18 protein-coding genes are annotated in these 16,046 nt (G+C 69.0%); 10 read left to right on the top strand and 8 right to left on the bottom strand.

The annotated features are described in order from the left end of the window. Window positions 1-3 precede the first annotated feature (3 nt). Complete coding sequence (locus AB0J16_RS49130; protein ID WP_358553135.1) at window positions 4-408, top strand: GNAT family N-acetyltransferase; 405 nt, start codon at window positions 4-6, stop codon at window positions 406-408. 83 nt (window positions 409-491) lie between these two features. After that, window positions 492-2,204: a GMC oxidoreductase gene (locus AB0J16_RS49125; RefSeq protein WP_358553133.1), complete on the top strand. Its 1,713-nt coding sequence runs from the start codon at window positions 492-494 to the stop codon at window positions 2,202-2,204. A gap of 44 nt (window positions 2,205-2,248) precedes the next feature. Here AB0J16_RS49125 and AB0J16_RS49120 read toward each other — a convergent pair whose 3' ends face one another. After that, window positions 2,249-2,464, bottom strand: a complete 216-nt coding sequence (locus tag AB0J16_RS49120) for a hypothetical protein (protein WP_358553131.1) — start codon at window positions 2,462-2,464, stop codon at window positions 2,249-2,251. A gap of 206 nt (window positions 2,465-2,670) precedes the next feature. Between AB0J16_RS49120 and AB0J16_RS49115 the strand changes: the two genes are divergently transcribed. Further along, window positions 2,671-3,114, top strand: a complete 444-nt coding sequence (locus tag AB0J16_RS49115; protein ID WP_358553129.1) for a hypothetical protein — start codon at window positions 2,671-2,673, stop codon at window positions 3,112-3,114. Between the two features lie 34 nt (window positions 3,115-3,148). Here AB0J16_RS49115 and AB0J16_RS49110 read toward each other — a convergent pair whose 3' ends face one another. From AB0J16_RS49110 to argG, 3 genes are all read right to left on the bottom strand, one after another. Next, the gene (locus tag AB0J16_RS49110) at window positions 3,149-3,718 is read right to left on the bottom strand and encodes a hypothetical protein (protein WP_358553127.1); all 570 of its coding nucleotides are present in this window, start codon (window positions 3,716-3,718) and stop codon (window positions 3,149-3,151) included. A 64-nt stretch (window positions 3,719-3,782) separates the two neighbouring features. Further along, the gene (locus tag AB0J16_RS49105) at window positions 3,783-4,145 is read right to left on the bottom strand and encodes a hypothetical protein (protein WP_358553125.1); all 363 of its coding nucleotides are present in this window, start codon (window positions 4,143-4,145) and stop codon (window positions 3,783-3,785) included. 172 nt (window positions 4,146-4,317) lie between these two features. Then, window positions 4,318-5,766: an argininosuccinate synthase gene (gene argG, locus AB0J16_RS49100; protein ID WP_358553123.1), complete on the bottom strand. Its 1,449-nt coding sequence runs from the start codon at window positions 5,764-5,766 to the stop codon at window positions 4,318-4,320. Between the two features lie 125 nt (window positions 5,767-5,891). Between argG and AB0J16_RS49095 the strand changes: the two genes are divergently transcribed. The 3 genes from AB0J16_RS49095 to AB0J16_RS49085 all read left to right on the top strand — a co-directional run bounded on the left by AB0J16_RS49095 (window position 5,892) and on the right by AB0J16_RS49085 (window position 8,139). Then, a complete protein-coding gene (locus AB0J16_RS49095) occupies window positions 5,892-6,398 on the top strand; it encodes a SigE family RNA polymerase sigma factor (protein ID WP_358553121.1) in 507 nt (168 codons plus the stop codon). After that, on the top strand, window positions 6,395-7,621 hold the full coding sequence (locus tag AB0J16_RS49090) for a hypothetical protein (protein WP_358553119.1): 1,227 nt from the start codon (window positions 6,395-6,397) through the stop codon (window positions 7,619-7,621). The genes AB0J16_RS49095 and AB0J16_RS49090 overlap by 4 nt, the downstream gene beginning before the upstream one ends. A gap of 107 nt (window positions 7,622-7,728) precedes the next feature. Then, window positions 7,729-8,139: a hypothetical protein gene (locus AB0J16_RS49085; RefSeq protein ID WP_358553117.1), complete on the top strand. Its 411-nt coding sequence runs from the start codon at window positions 7,729-7,731 to the stop codon at window positions 8,137-8,139. Window positions 8,140-8,194: 55 nt separating this feature from the next. On the opposite strand, the gene AB0J16_RS49080 is transcribed toward AB0J16_RS49085, so the two are convergent. After that, window positions 8,195-9,106: a hypothetical protein gene (locus tag AB0J16_RS49080; RefSeq protein ID WP_358553115.1), complete on the bottom strand. Its 912-nt coding sequence runs from the start codon at window positions 9,104-9,106 to the stop codon at window positions 8,195-8,197. A 227-nt stretch (window positions 9,107-9,333) separates the two neighbouring features. Beyond that, window positions 9,334-10,164: a class I SAM-dependent methyltransferase gene (locus AB0J16_RS49075; protein WP_358553113.1), complete on the bottom strand. Its 831-nt coding sequence runs from the start codon at window positions 10,162-10,164 to the stop codon at window positions 9,334-9,336. 106 nt (window positions 10,165-10,270) lie between these two features. Here AB0J16_RS49075 and AB0J16_RS49070 point away from each other — a divergent pair, with 106 nt between their 5' ends. Then, the gene (locus AB0J16_RS49070) at window positions 10,271-10,873 is read left to right on the top strand and encodes a TetR/AcrR family transcriptional regulator (protein ID WP_358553111.1); all 603 of its coding nucleotides are present in this window, start codon (window positions 10,271-10,273) and stop codon (window positions 10,871-10,873) included. Here AB0J16_RS49070 and AB0J16_RS49065 read toward each other — a convergent pair. Continuing rightward, a complete protein-coding gene (locus AB0J16_RS49065; RefSeq protein ID WP_358553109.1) occupies window positions 10,868-11,302 on the bottom strand; it encodes a hypothetical protein in 435 nt (144 codons plus the stop codon). The two genes, AB0J16_RS49070 and AB0J16_RS49065, sit on opposite strands and share 6 nt — an antisense overlap. 72 nt (window positions 11,303-11,374) lie before the next feature. On the opposite strand from AB0J16_RS49065, the gene AB0J16_RS49060 reads away from it, so the two are divergent. From AB0J16_RS49060 to AB0J16_RS49050, 3 genes are all read left to right on the top strand, one after another. Continuing rightward, complete coding sequence (locus AB0J16_RS49060; protein ID WP_358553107.1) at window positions 11,375-11,839, top strand: hypothetical protein; 465 nt, start codon at window positions 11,375-11,377, stop codon at window positions 11,837-11,839. Continuing rightward, on the top strand, window positions 11,836-12,324 hold the full coding sequence (locus tag AB0J16_RS49055; RefSeq protein ID WP_358553105.1) for a sigma-70 family RNA polymerase sigma factor: 489 nt from the start codon (window positions 11,836-11,838) through the stop codon (window positions 12,322-12,324). The genes AB0J16_RS49060 and AB0J16_RS49055 overlap by 4 nt, the downstream gene beginning before the upstream one ends. 82 nt (window positions 12,325-12,406) lie before the next feature. Further along, entirely contained in the window at window positions 12,407-13,420 is a 1,014-nt protein-coding gene (locus tag AB0J16_RS49050; RefSeq protein ID WP_358553103.1) for an NAD(P)-dependent alcohol dehydrogenase, read from the top strand. A gap of 52 nt (window positions 13,421-13,472) precedes the next feature. Here the strand turns inward: AB0J16_RS49050 and helR are convergent, their stop codons facing one another. Beyond that, the gene (helR, locus tag AB0J16_RS49045) at window positions 13,473-15,620 is read right to left on the bottom strand and encodes an RNA polymerase recycling motor ATPase HelR (RefSeq protein WP_358553101.1); all 2,148 of its coding nucleotides are present in this window, start codon (window positions 15,618-15,620) and stop codon (window positions 13,473-13,475) included. Window positions 15,621-16,046: the final 426 nt, after the last annotated feature.

Raw genomic sequence — 16,046 nt, 5'->3', positions numbered from 1 at the left:
ATCATGAATCCGACACCCGAGGACGGCGTCACGCTCACCGTGTGCCCTCCCCTGACCGACCACGACCTCAACGACCTCTTCGCGGCCTCCTGGCCCGGCCACGACCCCACCTCGTTCGCGGGCCGGCTTGGCCACAGCCTCTGCTGGATCGCCGCCCATCGCGCGGATCGCCTGGTCGGCTACGTGAACGTCGCCACGGACGGCGGCATCCACGCCTTCATCCTGGACACCACCGTGCGTCCCGCCGAACGCCGGGCGGGCCTCGGTGTCCGCCTGGTCCGCGCGGCCGCCGACGAGGCCAAGGCGCGCGGCGCCGAGTGGCTGCACGTGGACTACGAACCGCATCTTGAGGGCTTCTACGCCCAGTGCGGCTTCCGCCCTACGGCGGCGGGGTTGATGCAACTCTGAGATCGCGGTTCTGAGGACTGCGGCGCGACGAAGCGGCGGCGCGGAGGATTGCGGGAAGGTCTTTCGCGGGGTCTACTTCGTCCATGGCACTCCCCGAACTCGTCCCCTCCGGGCAGCCGGTGGACGTCCAGAAGACCAGTTTCTCACTCGATGTTCTCGGCCGCTTCTTCTGCAGCACCTGGCAGGAGGCGACGGGCAGCGGCGGGCCGCCGTTCTCGGCGGTGGTGGTCGGCGGTGGGATGTACGGGGCGTACTGCGCGACCAAGATCTACCGGCGGCACCCGGGCAAGCGGGTGCTGCTGCTGGACGCCGGCCCCTACCTGGTGCCCGAGCACGTGCAGAACCTCGGCCGTATCGGGCTGAACGTCCCCGCGCCCATAGCGCCCGGCGCCGATCCGCGCGTGCCCCGGGAGCTGGTGTGGGGGCTGCCGTGGCGGGGCAACGTCGACTTTCCCGGGCTCGCGTACTGCACCGGCGGCAAGTCCCTCTACTGGGGCGGCTGGTGCCCCCGGCTCACGGCGGATGATCTCCGGCATTGGCCGGCGTCGACGGCCGCGTACCTGGAGAGCACCTACCTGGAGGTGGAGAGCGAGATCGGCGTCGTGCCCGCGACCGATTTCATCGCGGGAGACCTCTATACGACGCTGTTCGAGGCGTTCGCGTCCGCCGCCGCGGTGACGCCGGGGTTCGAGACCGGCCTCGGTGATCGCGGCGCCGAGGTCGCGCCGCTCGCGGTGCAGGGTGACTCGCCGGTGTCGGGCCTGTTCAGCTTCGACAAGTACAGCAGTCTGCCGATGCTCATGGACGCGGTCCGCGAGGATGTGACCGCCTCCGGGGGACGCGACGCGGACCGGCGGCTCTTCGTGGTGCCCCTGGCGCACGTCCTCCGGGCGCACGCGGCCGACGGGGTGGTGACCGCGATCGACGTCGACGCCGCCGGGCGGCCGGAGTCCCTGCGGGTCTCCCCCGACTGTGCCGTGATCCTCGCCGCGAGCGCGGTGGAGACCACCCGGCTCGCCCTGGGCTCGTTCCCCACCCCGCTCATGGGCCGTAACCTGATGGCGCACGTACGCAGCGACTTCACCGTCAGGATCCGCCGTACGGCGCTGCCGCCGCTGCCCGAACACGTACAGACCGGCGCGCTGCTGCTGCGCGGGCTGGTGCCCGCCGGCCGGTTCCACATCCAGATCACCGCGTCGACGAGTCAGGGCGGATCCGACGAACTCCTGTTCCGCATGCTCCCGGACATGGACCTGCTCGAACGGCAGCTGGCCAACACCGACCCCGACTGGATCACCGTCACCCTGCGCTGCGTCGGCGAGATGCACGGGGACCGGACGACCGAGATACCGGACCCGGACAAGAGCTGGATCAATCTCAGCCCGCACGAGGTCGACGAGTACGGCATCGCGCGCGCGTACCTGCACCTCACGCTCGATCCGCGGGATGAGCAGGTCTGGGCGGCCATGGACGGCGCGGCGCTCGCCATCGCCCAGGCGGTCTCCGGCTCGCCGGACCAGATCGAGTATCTGTACGACAACGCATGGCACGCGCGGCCGTTCCCCCTGGACAGGCCGTTCCCCGAATGGCATCGGGGACTCGGGACGACCTACCACGAATCCGGCACGCTGTGGATGGGCGACGACCCGGCCACCTCGGTGACCGATCCGGTGGGCCGCTTCCATCACGTACGGAACGCCTACGCCTGCGACCAGTCGTTGTTCCCGACGGTCGGATCGGTCAACCCGGTCCTCACGGGACTGACCCTCGCCAGGCAGTTGGCCGACCGTCTCTGAACGGAACGCCGCCCCCCTTGTGGGAGACGGCGACCGTGCGAGTCCTAGCGAACCCAGAGGGGGTAGTAGCCGGGGCTACCCGTGCAGTCGTACTGGCTGAAGCCCTCCCGGACGTACTGCTGGCCCATGTCGATGCACTTGGACTTGGTGGTGAAGACGCCGATGTACACCCAGCCGGCCGCCTGAGCGGGGGTGCTGAGCACGCTGACGCCCATGACGGCGATGGCTGTCGTGAGGAGCGCGGCACGTAGACGCGACATGTGTCTCCTTCATACCCGGGGACGCGATACGCGAAGATCATGTCAGGGCAGGGTCCGAAACGCGATCTCGACGACCTGGTCAGTCGTCGCCGTGCGCATGGTGAGCCGGCCGATCCGGGCCACCGGTCCGAACGCCGCCCACCAAATGTCGATATTGTGTTGCTCCGCATCGCCCTGGCGGCAGGTAGAGAGCTGAGGTAGGACAAGTGGCGGCACATGGCTTCGGTGACTTCGCGAACATGAATATCGATGCGTTGTTGGCGGATTCACAGAAGCGGGTGGCCCGTTTCGAGGAAGCGCAGAAAAGGGCCGCGGACGTGGTCGGCCGGGCCGCTACCGCCGACGACCACATCGCGGTCGAGTGCACCGCCTCCGGGGTGAGCAGACTCGATATCGACCCCCGGGCCAAGCGCATGAGCGTCGAGGAGATGTCCGCGGCGATCCTCCAAGCGATTCACGATGCCGACGCGGACCTCAAGCGTCAACTGTCGGAGATCCTGACGGACTCGTTCGACGGGGACCTCCTGAACCCGACCGGCGACCCGGAAGCCGCAAGTGCGCAGGTCGAGGAGGCGCAGAAAGCGTTCGACCGCATGATGACCGACACGTTGGGCGAGCTGGACCGCATGCGCAAGGAGTTCGGCTACTGACCGGGGGACCCGCGTGGCGGCGTCGCCGCACCCGTTACTTCAGGCCGTCCGTCAGGGTCTTGTCGTACCCCCAGGCGACCCCGCACGCCACCAGCAGCAGGAAGAGCTTCCACAGAACCTTCTTCCACAACACCAGAAGCCGCTGCTCCATCGAGAGAGCCAGCGATTGCGCCTTCCATTGGCCGTAGAACCACCCCCCTCCGCCGAGGGTCCCGGAGAGCGCGAGCGCCGCTGTGAAGGTGGCACTCGTGAAATTGAGGTAGATCCACGCGGTCCAGAGGTTGGCCAGCACTCTGAGGATCAACGAAAGGCGATGCGCCGAGTTGGCGGCGGTCTGCGAGGCCATGTCGTACTCGTCGACCTTCTCCCCGAAAGCCGCTCGATCCATCGCCTGCCAACTGGCCGCCGACACATTGTCGTGCTGATTCCGCATGGACGCGCCGGAGGCGGACACGCTGCCACTGATGGCACTCCAGCCGTCCGCGGCCTTGTGCAGCAACTGCGGATCCGCCGGCACCGTGAGGCCGAACTGGAGCACGTACTTCTGCAGCGCCGGCAGCAGGGCGGCGGCGAACGCCCATTCAGCGAGTGCCGTCAGCTGCATCCACCGCAGATCGCCGCCGCCGCCGGGCTCGTACGGACTGGGCGTGCCACCCGGAATGGGGAGTTTAAATGCGTCGGACATTTTCTATGTTCTCCACTTCCGCGGTGTCCACGTTTCCGGATGCCGTATACAGCTCGTCTCGATGACCGTGCAATGATTGGACCATGTCGCCCAGCTTCCACTCGGCGGCGGCGACTATTTTGTCGTGCTCCCGGGTCAACGGAAACCCAAGCACACCCAACGCACCCCAGCCGAGCCGCATATTCGGCGGAAAGGTGCCGGCCTCTTCCAGATGTGATACGGGAGAAGTCCCGGTGGTGTCGTCGACAAGCGCGTCGCCGAGCCTCTTGATCGCTGGCCTGTTGTATATCCGGGCCGACTCATCCGCGCCTGTGCCGGGTGTACCCGAAGGCAACGTCATCACCATCCGTCCCCAACGAGTTACAAAGAGTAACTTTTTCGCAGTATGTCAGTAAGATCTTATAAGTCGAAAGCTGCGCACACAGGCTTCTGCGCCTATTGCTCAGCACGAAGTGCAAGCAGGGCCGTGCCGGGCAGCCGGCTGAACGCACGCGGCGCCGCCGGTCTGCCCGAGGCGGTCAGTCGTTACCGAGCTCCATCGCGGCGCGGTCGAGCATCTCCTCGTCCTCGGAGACCTCGCCGCGTGAGGCGATGATCTCGGCGCCGCCCTGCGGCATGTCGCCGATCAGCGGGGTCGAGGGCGTCTGGGAGGCGTCGATGAGCGCGGGATGGGTGGGGCCGAGCATGCCGAGGCTGGCGTACTGCTCCAGCTTGGCGCGCGAGTCGGCGATGTCGAGGTTGCGCATGGTGAGCTGGCCGATCCGGTCCACCGGTCCGAACGCCGAGTCCTCCGTACGCTCCATCGACAGCTTGTCCGGGTGGTAGCTGAAAGCCGGGCCGGAAGTGTCGAGGATCGAGTAGTCCTCACCGCGCCGCAGCCGCAGCGTCACCTCGCCGATGACCGCCGTGCCGACCCAGCGCTGCAGCGACTCGCGGACCATGAGCGCCTGCGGGTCGAGCCAGCGGCCCTCGTACATCAACCGGCCGAGCCGCCGTCCCTCGCTGTGGTAGCTCGCCAGCGTGTCCTCGTTGTGGATCGCGTTGACCAGCCGTTCGTAGGCCGCGTGCAGCAGCGCCATCCCGGGCGCCTCGTAGATGCCGCGGCTCTTGGCCTCGATCACCCGGTTCTCGATCTGGTCCGACATGCCCATGCCGTGCCGGCCACCGATCGCGTTGGCCTCCATCACCAGGTCGACCGGGGTGGCGAACTCCTTGCCGTTGATCGTCACCGGGCGGCCCTGGTCGAAGCCGATGGTCACGTCCTCGGTGGGGATCTCGACCGTCGGGTCCCAGAACCGCACGCCCATGATCGGGTCCACGGTCTCGATGCCGGTGTCGAGGTGCTCCAGGGTCTTGGCCTCGTGGGTGGCGCCCCAGATGTTGGCGTCGGTCGAATATGCCTTCTCGGTGCTGTCGCGATAGGGCAGGCCGTGGGCCAGCAGCCACTCCGACATCTCCTTGCGCCCGCCCAGCTCGGACACGAAGTCCGCGTCGAGCCAGGGCTTGTAGATGCGCAGGTGGGGGTTCGCGAGCAGGCCGTAGCGGTAGAAGCGCTCGATGTCGTTGCCCTTGAACGTCGAGCCGTCGCCCCAGATCTGCACGTCGTCCTCGAGCATCGCCCGGACCAGCAGGGTCCCGGTGACCGCCCGGCCGAGCGGGGTGGTGTTGAAGTAGGCCCGCCCGCCCGATCGGATGTGGAACGCGCCGCAGGTCAGCGCGGCCAGGCCCTCCTCGACCAGCGCCGCGCGGCAGTCGACCAGACGCGCGATCTCAGCCCCGTACGCCGTCGCGCGACCGGGCACCGAGGCGATGTCGGGCTCGTCGTACTGGCCGATGTCGGCGGTGTAGGTGCACGGGACGGCGCCCTTGTCGCGCATCCAGGCGACGGCGACCGAGGTGTCGAGACCACCCGAGAAGGCGATGCCGACCCGCTCGCCGGTGGGCAGGGAGGTGAGAACCTTGGACATGAGACAAGAGTATGCATTGCTTCGCATGATCATGCAAGATTCGGCGCGGGCCATGGTCTTCGCGTGCAACAGTTTTTGCCCCTGCCCCCTCTCGGAGGTGAAAGAACGACGAAGGGCGAGAACCGTTGGAAGGCGATCCCCGTTTCGCAGAGTTCGTCGCAGAACGCGGCGACGCGCTGCTGCGCTACGGCTATGTACTGGCCGGGAACCCCCATGACGCGGCCGACCTGGTCCAGGAGTCGCTGCTGAAGCTCCGTGGCGCCTGGCCGCGATTACGTCTGAAGGAGAACCCGGAGAGCTACGCACGTACCACGATGGCCAGGCTGCACATCGCCAAATGGCGATTGCGGCGACGCGAGCTGCTCGTCTGGGACCTGCCCGAACGCGAGCACCACGATCCGCTGCCCAGCGGCGACGAGCGCAGCATGTGGCAGGCACTGGCCGGGCTGCCGCGCAAACAGCGCGCGGTGCTGGTGCTGCGCTACTACGAGCAGCTCGACGACGCGGAGATCGCCGCCGTGCTCGCGATCTCCCGCGGCACGGTACGCAGCCAGGCCGCCCGCGCGCTGAGCAAGCTGCGCTCCGCCCTGCCGACTGAGCGGAATTCGACGACCGGAGGGAAGGTCCGATGAACGAGGTCGAGGAGACCCTGCGCAGGACGTTCGGTCAGGCGGCCGAGCACGCGCCCAGACTGCCGGGGATGCTGCCCGAGCGGCTCGAACGGGTTCACCTGCGCAGGAGGCGGCGGTCCCGGATGGCGCTGGCCGCCGCGGCGGTCGTGCTGGTCTCGGGCGGGACGCTGGCCGTAGTGCGTGGCGGCGAGACCACGACGGCCGTACAGGGTGACGTCGCCTCGCAGGTGCGCGGCGAGGCGCCGGCCGAGCCCGTGGAGAAGGTCTGGCCGGAGGCGGTGATCAAGGTCGCGGGGAAGGGGTACGGCGGGACGGCGTGGCGGCCGGCCACGGTCATCGACGACCGCACGGTGCTCATGACGACAAGGGATGGGTTCGAGAGCACGGCGGCCATCTACGCCTACGACCTCGAGACCGCCGCCCAACGCAAGATCGCCGACGTGCCGAGGCCCGCGGGGACAGTGTTGTTCGCCTCGGACTTCACCGTGGGCGGCGGCCACGTGGCCTGGTGGACCGCGACGGAGGACTCGGTCGCGCACCTTTGGGCCGTACCGCTGGAGGGCGGTGAGGCGAAGATCGTCGCCGACCAGAGGGTCCAGGTCGACGACGACGGCAACTTGATCGACGGGCTCGGGGTGGTCAACGACAAGATCGTTTTCTCGGTGCGCCCAGGCGGAGTCTTCACCGTTCCCCTCGGGGGCGGCACGGTGGAGCCGATCGCGGAGAGCGCCGGAATGCACCTGCTGACCTGGCCGTGGGCCGGCACACCAGGGCCGGGCGGCCAGCCCAAGACGGGCCCGGTGGGCGAACGGACGGAGGGCCCGCTGTACGAACGGATCCGGAACCTGGAGACCGGGGAGACCGCCACCGCCGTCGTCCACGCCGACGAGCAACTCCGCTCGTGTGGCGTGCGCATCTGCCTGGGCACCACCACTAGCGGCGAGAGCTTCTACCGGCAGCGGGACGGCTCGCAGGAAAGGAAGGCGATCGGCCACCCTTTCACGCTCGAACCACCGACCCAGGATCGCTTCTCCTTCTCGTCGTACGGCCCGCAGCCCGCGGGTGTCGGGCTGTACGACCTGGTCAGCGGCAAGTCGGCCAGCCTCGGCATCAAGCCGGAGGGTAATTCGATCAGGCTGCCAATGGCGGATTCCACCGGAAGGATCCTCAGCTACTCGCTCGGGGACGACCTGTACATGATCGACCTGTCCAAGATCCGGTAACCGTCGCACGTTCCTCAGAAGCGGTCGAGACGGCATTGTCACCGCCTCGGCCGCGGCGGCGAGAATGGTTCAGCCGCCATTTGCTACTCGCGTGTTACCGTCGGGTCATGGTTGGGTCGATCCTCCCGCCGTCTTCAGATATCGCCCGCATTCGGCGGCACATTTTCTACGCGGATGCGGTGAGTGTGCTCATGCTCTTAGGAACAGGGTGCTTCCTTACGTTGAGCAGCCAGACGGTATTCGAAGGCTACCTATCGGCGGGGACGGGCGTGGTGTCGCAAGCGTGCGCTCCCGTGGCCGCCATCATTCTCCTGTTAGGGCTCTGGTATCGGCCCGGCACCGGTAAACCCCTATTGGACCTCTCCAGTCCCAGCGAGCAGCGCGCCGCGTCGAAGTCGGCGCAGATAGACCGGGCGGCTCTGGCGCTCTACCGGAAACTGATCGTGCTTCGCGTCGCCACCGGGATCGTCATCGTGCAGGCCGCCTTGTACGGCGTGTCGGCTGTAACGCCCTATTGAATTTCTCGCTTGCCCGGCTTCATGCGGTGACGCAACACTGCAATCTCGACGATCGCTACTTCTCCTCGCCAAGGCCGAAGGAGACGTCGGTGAGGCGGACCGTCCCGACCTCCGGGTCGTCGAGGAGTTTACGCAGGTCGGCGAGTTTCCAGCGGTCGGCCACGAGCCCGTACACGACACCCTCCTTGGCCGTATCCGCGAGCCCTTCGTAGGTCAGCTCGAACTCACTGAAATCGTCCCCCTCGTCAAGCAGCCCGACCCACCTGCGGAACTCCTCCAGCGCCGCCTCCGGCTCGGTCTCGCACTGGTAGACGAGATCCGTCAGGGCTTGGTCCTTGGTCATGTCGCGGTTCCAAACGACCGCGTTCATCGAGGACGGTTCATCGGAGTCGTCGTAATAGGAGGGCGCGTAGATGTAGGAGACGCCTGCCCCTCCGCAGAGTGCGTGCCTGCGGTTGAAGGCGACGAGCCGCTCGGTGGCCATCGGATGCGCGAACTCCACGACCGCGACGGCTTCGAGCGTCTGCGGAAGTCCGTCGATGGTCTTCCGGACCTCCTCCTTGTCGACCTCGGAGTCCGGCTCCACGGAATCGATCGCGTCCTTCAGGCTGCCCGCCGGCCCGCCGAGGGAAGGGGCACGGACGGCGCCGAACAGGTTCTCCACGATTTCGTAGTCCGTCCGGCCCGCGCTGGGACCGGCCCGGCGCGGCTCCCCCTGCAGCGTGTAGGACGTCTCCAGCAGCCCTACGCCGTTGCCGTACCCGTACGACAGGCGCTTGTCCGGGTTCGCGATGCGGGCGGCCGTGCCGTACACCTCGCCGATCCGCGCGTCGTCGGAAGGATCGACGAACACCCACAGGACCCGGTCGACCGCGCTGAAGGCCAGGAACAGCGCCGCGGTGACAGCCAGGACCTTGACGAGAGACCTGGCCACGTACGCCCAGTCGGGCTCCCTCGTGTTCAGCACCGCGCGCGCTCCTGCGATCTAGATCAAATCGGGTAAGGCGCACCATAGCCGCCCGGAACCGGGGCGGGCGGGGGAATCCAGCCCCGCTCAGCTGTGAAAGAGCTGCGCTCAGGGCGGTGCCGGTGGCCGCGAAGTGAGTGGGCGGCACCGGGCTTGTTCGAGGTGTGTGCGGAGGTGCACCCTACCGGGGGTTCTGCGACTACCGAGTGTTCAGCGGCTCCGGGGGTTCAGCGACTCCGGGGGTTCAGCGACGCGGTGATCGCCATCGTGGTGTAGGCCATGGTGAAGCCGCCGCCGATCGCGTCGATGGCGGCACCGACGCCCGCCAGCACCTCGGCCAGCTGCTCCGGTGGGAGTTGGGTGAGCGCGCCGGTGGTGGGCAGCAGGTCGAGCCAGTCGTCGCGGCCGTAGTACCGCTCCCAGTCGAACCGCCACTGCTCCGGCTCGCCGAACTCGGCCGCCTTCCGGATGCCGTCGGCGAACAGGGCGAACATCGCCTGGTAGATGTCCTGGCCCGGCCGCGGCGGTCCGGCGCTCAGCGGCGAGTCGGGCGCCACCTTCCGGAAGACGGTGGCGAACGCCTCCGCGACGACGGGCGGCGGGTCGTACGCGTGCGCGAACACCGCCAGCAGGCCGCCGGGCCGCAGCACCCGTGCCGCCTTGGCGGCGCCCGCTACGGGGTCCACCCAGTGCCAGGACTGTCCGGCGACGACCGCGTCGAAGGTACGGCCGGCGGCCTCCCAGTCCTCGAACGTCGCCACCTCGACCTCAATCCCGGTACGGCGGGCGAACTCGGCCATCCGGACGTCCGGCTCGACACCCAGCACCTTGCACCCGGCCGCCAGGAACTGACGGGCTTCTATGCCGGTGCCGCAGCCGACATCGACGATGTCGCGGCCGGGGCTGGCGGCGATGATCTGCCGCACCAGGGCGTCGGGATAGTCGGGGCGGGCCCGGTCGTAGCGTTCGGCGTCGACCCCGAACGACTCCGCCATCCGCCTGGCCGTATGGGGCTCGTTCCGCGAAGGCTCTGGTTGCTCCTGCGATAAAGTGGGCATGCGCCCACCATAGTGGGCAGGCGCCCACTCCACAATCGGGCAGACGTTCGCGGTGAGCGAAGGGTGGGCAAAAGCATGTGAAGCATGTGAAGAAGGAGGACGGGCGATGCCGACTGGAGTGGCCCTCCGGGATGTGCGGCAGCAGTTGTTCGACGCCGCCGAGCGCGTCCTGCTCCGGGACGGGGCGCCCGGCCTGACCAGCCGGGCGGTCACGGCGGAGGCGGGTGTCGCCAAGGGTGTCCTGCACAAGCACTTCGAGGACTTCGACGCCTTCCTCGCCGAGCTCGTGCAGGACCGCATCGCCCGGCTCGAAGGCCAGGCCGCCGCCCTTCGCGACTCCGCCGGAACCGGCACCGTCGCCGGCAACCTGATCGGGGCGCTGATGAACCTGTTCGACTCGGTCGCCGTGTCGATCGTCGGTCTGGTCATCTTCCGGGATGAGTTGCGGGCCCGGCTGCCTCGGGCCCGGCCGGCTTTCGGCATCCCGGTCCTGACGGATGCCGTGGCCATGATCGCCGCCTACCTGAACGAGGAGTGCGAGCTGGGCCGCATCGCGGCGGACGCCGACGTGGAGGCGCTGGCGCTCTCCCTGATCGGAGCCGGGCACATGCTGTTCGCCGGCCGGGACGGGGTCGCGCCGGAGCCGGCGGATGTCGGCAAGGTCGTGAACGCCGTCATCGCCGATGTCACGCAAAGACGCCTGCTATGAGCTGATGCTCACCGGCCGCCGCGCGCGTACCAGGACGAGGCCGACCGCGAGCGTCATGGCCAGGCAGACGGGGGTGTAGAGGAACAGGTTCAGCCAGTAGAACGGGCTTCCGGTGTCCGTGCCGAGGCCGAAGGCCCAGACCAGGCCGGCAAGCCCGCGCACCAGCACACCGGCGCCCACGGCCATGGTGACCACCCTGGCCACCCAGCCGCCCCGCCCGCCGGAGGCCGCCGCCACCGACAGGGCCCCCACGCTCAGCATGAGGATGAGCGGCAGCAGGACCCGTGGGGTGAAGGGCACCTCGGCGTTGAGGACGGCCAGGGAGAGCGCGCGGGGGTCGGCGATGGGCCGGACCACCCAGAACAGATGGACGAATGCGTCGAGAAGCAGGACGGCGGCCGCGAACGCGCCGGGGCGTGAGATGTTCATGCCCTCCAGGAGGCGCCGAACTCGCCAATGGTTCCATGGAACCTTCTGCCCCCGAGCCGCCTCTGGATAGACATGTACTGGCCTGTTGCCGACCTGGACCCGGTGCGCCGGCTGCGCGTGCTCGCCGCCGGCGTCCCCGGTGCGCGTGTCGCCGAGCGGATGCTTCCCGACCCCTTTGAGCTGGTCTGGGAGGTGGCGAGCGACTTGGAGCGGGAGTTCGGCACCTTCGAGCCGGACATGCGAGACCTGCGGATCGTCGCGGACGACGGAGGCGGGCGGCTGGTGGCCGAGGCCCGTAGCAAGTACGGCATGCGCGCCCGCTTCGACGTCGACCTGCGGCCCGGCTGGTGCTGGATGCAGAGCAGGTTCCTGCTCGTCGGCCTGGCGGCCACCGCCGTTCCGGAAGGCACGCTGGTGGCGCAGACCGGCGGCATCCGCGTGCCCGGACGTACCGCGCTGGTGCCCCTGGGCGTCCGGAGAGCCGGGGAGAAGGCCCTGGCCCGGCTGGCGACCCGGGTCGCCGAGCGGGCCCGATGAGCGCGACGCTCGTCCGGGCCGCTCAACGCGGGGACACGATGGCGATGAACGACCTGCTCCGCGAGCTGACGCCGTACCTCGGCCGGATCTGCGGGCCCATCGCGCTCGACAGCGGACAGGACGCGGTCCAGGAGGCGTTGATCGCCGTCTTCCGCAACCTGCGCGCGCTGCGCGAACCCGACGCGCTGTACGGCTGGGCGCGGGCGATCGCCGTGCGAGAGGCCGTCAGGATCGCCAGGCGGGACAACCGTATCGGCCCCACGGAGCCGGGCGACCTGCCGTCGCGACAGGACGTGGAGAACGCGGTGGACATCCGCGACGTGCTGGAACGGCTCACACCCGAGCACCGCGCCGTGCTGGTGCTGCGCGATGTCGAAGGGCTCGACGAGGCCACCGCCGCCAGGCTGCTGGCGGTGCCGGTGGGCACGGTCAAGTCCCGGCTGGCGCGGGCCCGGCTGAGCTTCCGCAACGCCTGGCAATCGTGAGCGATTCCCTGCGGGGAATTGTCCAATGTCATGACTCGCCCGGAGGATCCTCACGTAACCGAAGCGGGGGAAAGGACGTGCGATGAGGAGCTATCACCTGCGGCCGGGACGCGGTCTCGCCGGGCTGACCGTCGAGGACCGGGACGAGCCCGCGCCGGAGCGCGGGCAGGTCGTGGTCAGGATCCACGCGAACGGACTGGGCTATCGCGATCTGATGGTGCTGGCGAACGACTATCCGCTGCCGATCAGGCCAGGCGTCGTGCCCGGCTGCGAGGGCGTGGGCGAGGTCGTGGCCGTCGGCGAGGACGTGACCCGGGTCAGGCCGGGCGACCGGGTGGCGGCCACCGTGTTCCCGCGCTGGCAGGACGGGCCCTTCCTGCTGGAGAACGCCGCCCAGCTCGGCACCATGACCGACGGAGTCCTGGCCGAGTACGCGGTGCTGAGCGAGGACGGCGTGGTGCCCATCCCCGAGCACCTGTCGTACGAGGAGGCGGCGGCGCTGCCGCTGGCGGCCGTGACCGCGTGGAACGCGCTGACCTCCGGCGGCGCCCCACGGCCCGGCCAGACCGTGCTGACGCTCGGCTCGGGCGGGGTGTCGCTGTTCACGCTGATGTTCGCCAAGCTGAGCGGCGCTCGGGTGATCATGACGACGTCCGGCCCCGCCAAGGTGGAGCGGCTGCGGAAGCTCGGTGCCGACGAGGTGATCGACTACCGGGCGAACCCGTCATGGTCGGAGGAGGTCCGCGCGCTCACCGACGGCCTGGGCGCCGATCGCGTCGTCGACCCGGCGGGGCCGCTGGAGCAGTCGCTGAAGTCGGTGGCGTTCGGCGGCGAGGTGGCGTTCGTCGGTTACCGGCTGTCCGGCGCCGAGGGCGCCCGGCCGGTCGACCCGGCGCTGCTGTTCGGGGCGGGCGCGGTGCTGCGCGGAGTGGCGACCGGCAGCCGCGCCCACTTCCTCCAGGTCAACCGCGCGATCGTCACGCACCGGCTGCGTCCCGTCCTCGACCGGGTCTTCCCGTTCGAGGACGTCCACGAGGCGTACCGCTACTGCGAGGCGGGCGGCGGCTTCGGCAAGATCGTCATCAGCCACGACTGACCGGAGCGCGCCTGTCAGGAGGCGGCGCGCCTCCGCTGGTGGGCCCCCGTCGTCAGGCGCTCGTGAGGATGACGAGTTGCTGGGTCGCTCGGGTCATCGCGACATAGCGGTCGACCGCTCCCTCGATGCCCTCGCCGAACGCCTCCGGGTCGACGAGGACGACCAGGTCGAACTCCAGCCCCTTCGACAGCTCGGGCGTCAGCGACCGGACGCGGGACGTCGTACGGAATGTGGGGTACCCGATGACGCACGCGATCCCGTCGGTGTGTGCGGCGAGCCAGGTGTCGAGGATCGAGCCCAGATCCGAGGCGGATCCGTGGACGACGGGGACGTCACCGCGGCGGATGGAGGTCGGCACGTTGGCGTCCGGGAGCACGGCCCGGATGACCGGCTCGGCTTCCGTCATGATCTCTTCCGGCGTCCGGTAGTTGATGCTCAGGGAGGCCAGGTTGATCCGGTCGAGCCCGATCCGTTCGAGCCGCTCCTGCCACGACTCCGTGAACCCGTGCCTGGCCTGGGCACGGTCCCCGACGATGGTGAAGCTCCGTGATGGGCACCGGAGCAGCAGCATCTGCCACTCCGCGTCGGTCAGCTCCTGGGCCTCGTCCACGACGATGTGCGCGAACGGGCCGGCGAGCAGGTCCGGTTCGATGCTGGGCAGTGTGCTCTCGTCGACCAGAGAGACCTTCGCGTCCTGTCCGCGCAGCATCGTCACCAGACCTTCGCCGTCGTCATCGGCGGCGAGCAGGTTGTCGACGACCTTGTCCATCTGCTCACGCTGGGCGGCGAGAGAGGCCTCGTGCCGGCGCTTACGGAGCGCCGCCTCCGGGTCGCCGAGCCGCTGCCGTGCCGCGTCCAGGAGCGGCAGGTCGGACACCGTCCACGCCTGGGCGTCGGCGCGCTGCAGCGCTCGCACCTCGTCGGGGCTCAGCCAGGGCGCGCACATCCGCAGGTAGGCGGGTACGGACCACAGGTCCCCGACGAGGTCGGCCGCTTCGATCAGCGGCCACGCCTTGTTGAAGATCGTGAGCAGCTCCCGGTCCCGCAGCAGCGACTTGCGGAGCAGGTCAGGCGAGGCGTCGCCGTCGTGCTTGTCCATCAGGATCGTGAGCAGCTCCTCCCAGATCTGGTCGCGCGCCTCGTTGTGCGGAGTGCCGGGATCCGGTGCCTGGAACGCCTCGGCCCAATCCTCGGCGCTCAGCCAGATGTCGGACCAGGGGGTCGTGATCGTCATCCCCTTGGTGGGCGGGTTCTCGTAGAACCGGACGGCCGGCTCGATCGCCTGCGTCAGGTTCGCGGAGGACTTCAGGCGGGCCACGTCCGGGTCGGTCTCGATCGCCGCCGCGGCTCCCTCGGCGACGAGGTCCCGCAGGGTGCAGGTCTGCACGCCCTCCTCCCCGAGGCTGGGGAGCACGTCGGCGACGTACGCCAGGTAGGGCTGGTGCGGACCGACGAACAGGACGCCGCCCCGGTGGTGACCGAGGCGCGGGTCGGAGTAGAGCAGGTAGGCGGAGCGGTGCAGCGCGACGACGGTCTTGCCCGTACCCGGGCCGCCGTCGACGACGAGAGCGCCCCGGGAGCCGGCGCGGATGATGGCGTCCTGGTCGGCCTGGATGGTGCCGAGCACGTCCCGCATCCGTGCCGACCGGTTACTGCCCAGGCTGGCGATGAAGGCGGACTGGTCGTCGAGCGCGGCGTGCCCGACCAGCCCGTCCGAGGTGAAGACCTCGTCCCAGTAGTCGCTGATCCGGCCGCGGGTCCAGCGATACCGGCGGCGGCTGGCCAGACCCATCGGGTTGGCGTGGGTGGCTCCGAAGAACGGCTCGGCCGCCGGGGAACGCCAGTCGACCAGCAGTTGACGGCCCTGGCCGTCCCTGAGGCCGAGCCGGCCGACGTACACGGGCTCGGGGTCGTCCGCGCTGACCATGTGTCCGAGGCACAGATCCAAGCCGAACCGGCGCAGCGCGCGCAGGCGAGCGGTCAGCCGGTGGATCTCCATGTCCCGGTCCATCGCCGCCCGGCCGATGCCGCCGGGCGCCTTGCGCTCGGCGTCGAGGCGGTCGGACAGGTCGGCGATCGACTGCTCAAGGCTCTCAGCGATGGCCGCGAAGTGCCGCTCATCGCCGGCGATCAGCGCCTGGTCGGCCTTGAGGGCGAGGCGGTCGGGAAGGTCGAACGCGCTGGTGGTCAGGGGGTTCAAGTAACAAGCTCCGATCTGAGGTCACTGGGGACCCGTTCCTGGCGTTCTGGCCTCGACCGCTGATTCTGCGGCACGACCCGGGTCTTGCCGCAAGCCCCCCGGTGCGCTATACGTTGAGAGTGGAAAGGTGCGGATAATCCCCTTTCCCCTTCGCGAGGCGGCGCATCGCCGCCGCACGCACGGTTCATCGGAGACGATCTTTAGTCGCGTTCGGCATTGACAAGTGGGGGCTCCATACGTCAGCATGGAAATGCGACCGGAACAATGGGTCTGCGTAAGCGTGGACAAACTGCATTTGAGCGAGTACGCTCATGCTTCCACGCTGCTTTTCTGACGACCCGCTCCGCTTGCTCACGTTGCGAGGTTGTCTGGCGTGCGTGTAGTCAGTCCGCCGCGAGCCCTCGGAAGGACATCTGTTGGCAGCCT

Origin of the sequence: Nonomuraea sp. NPDC049750, from assembly GCF_040659625.1 — a bacterium.
GTDB lineage: Bacteria > Actinomycetota > Actinomycetes > Streptosporangiales > Streptosporangiaceae > Nonomuraea.
This window is presented reverse-complemented; position numbering and strand designations above follow the sequence as displayed.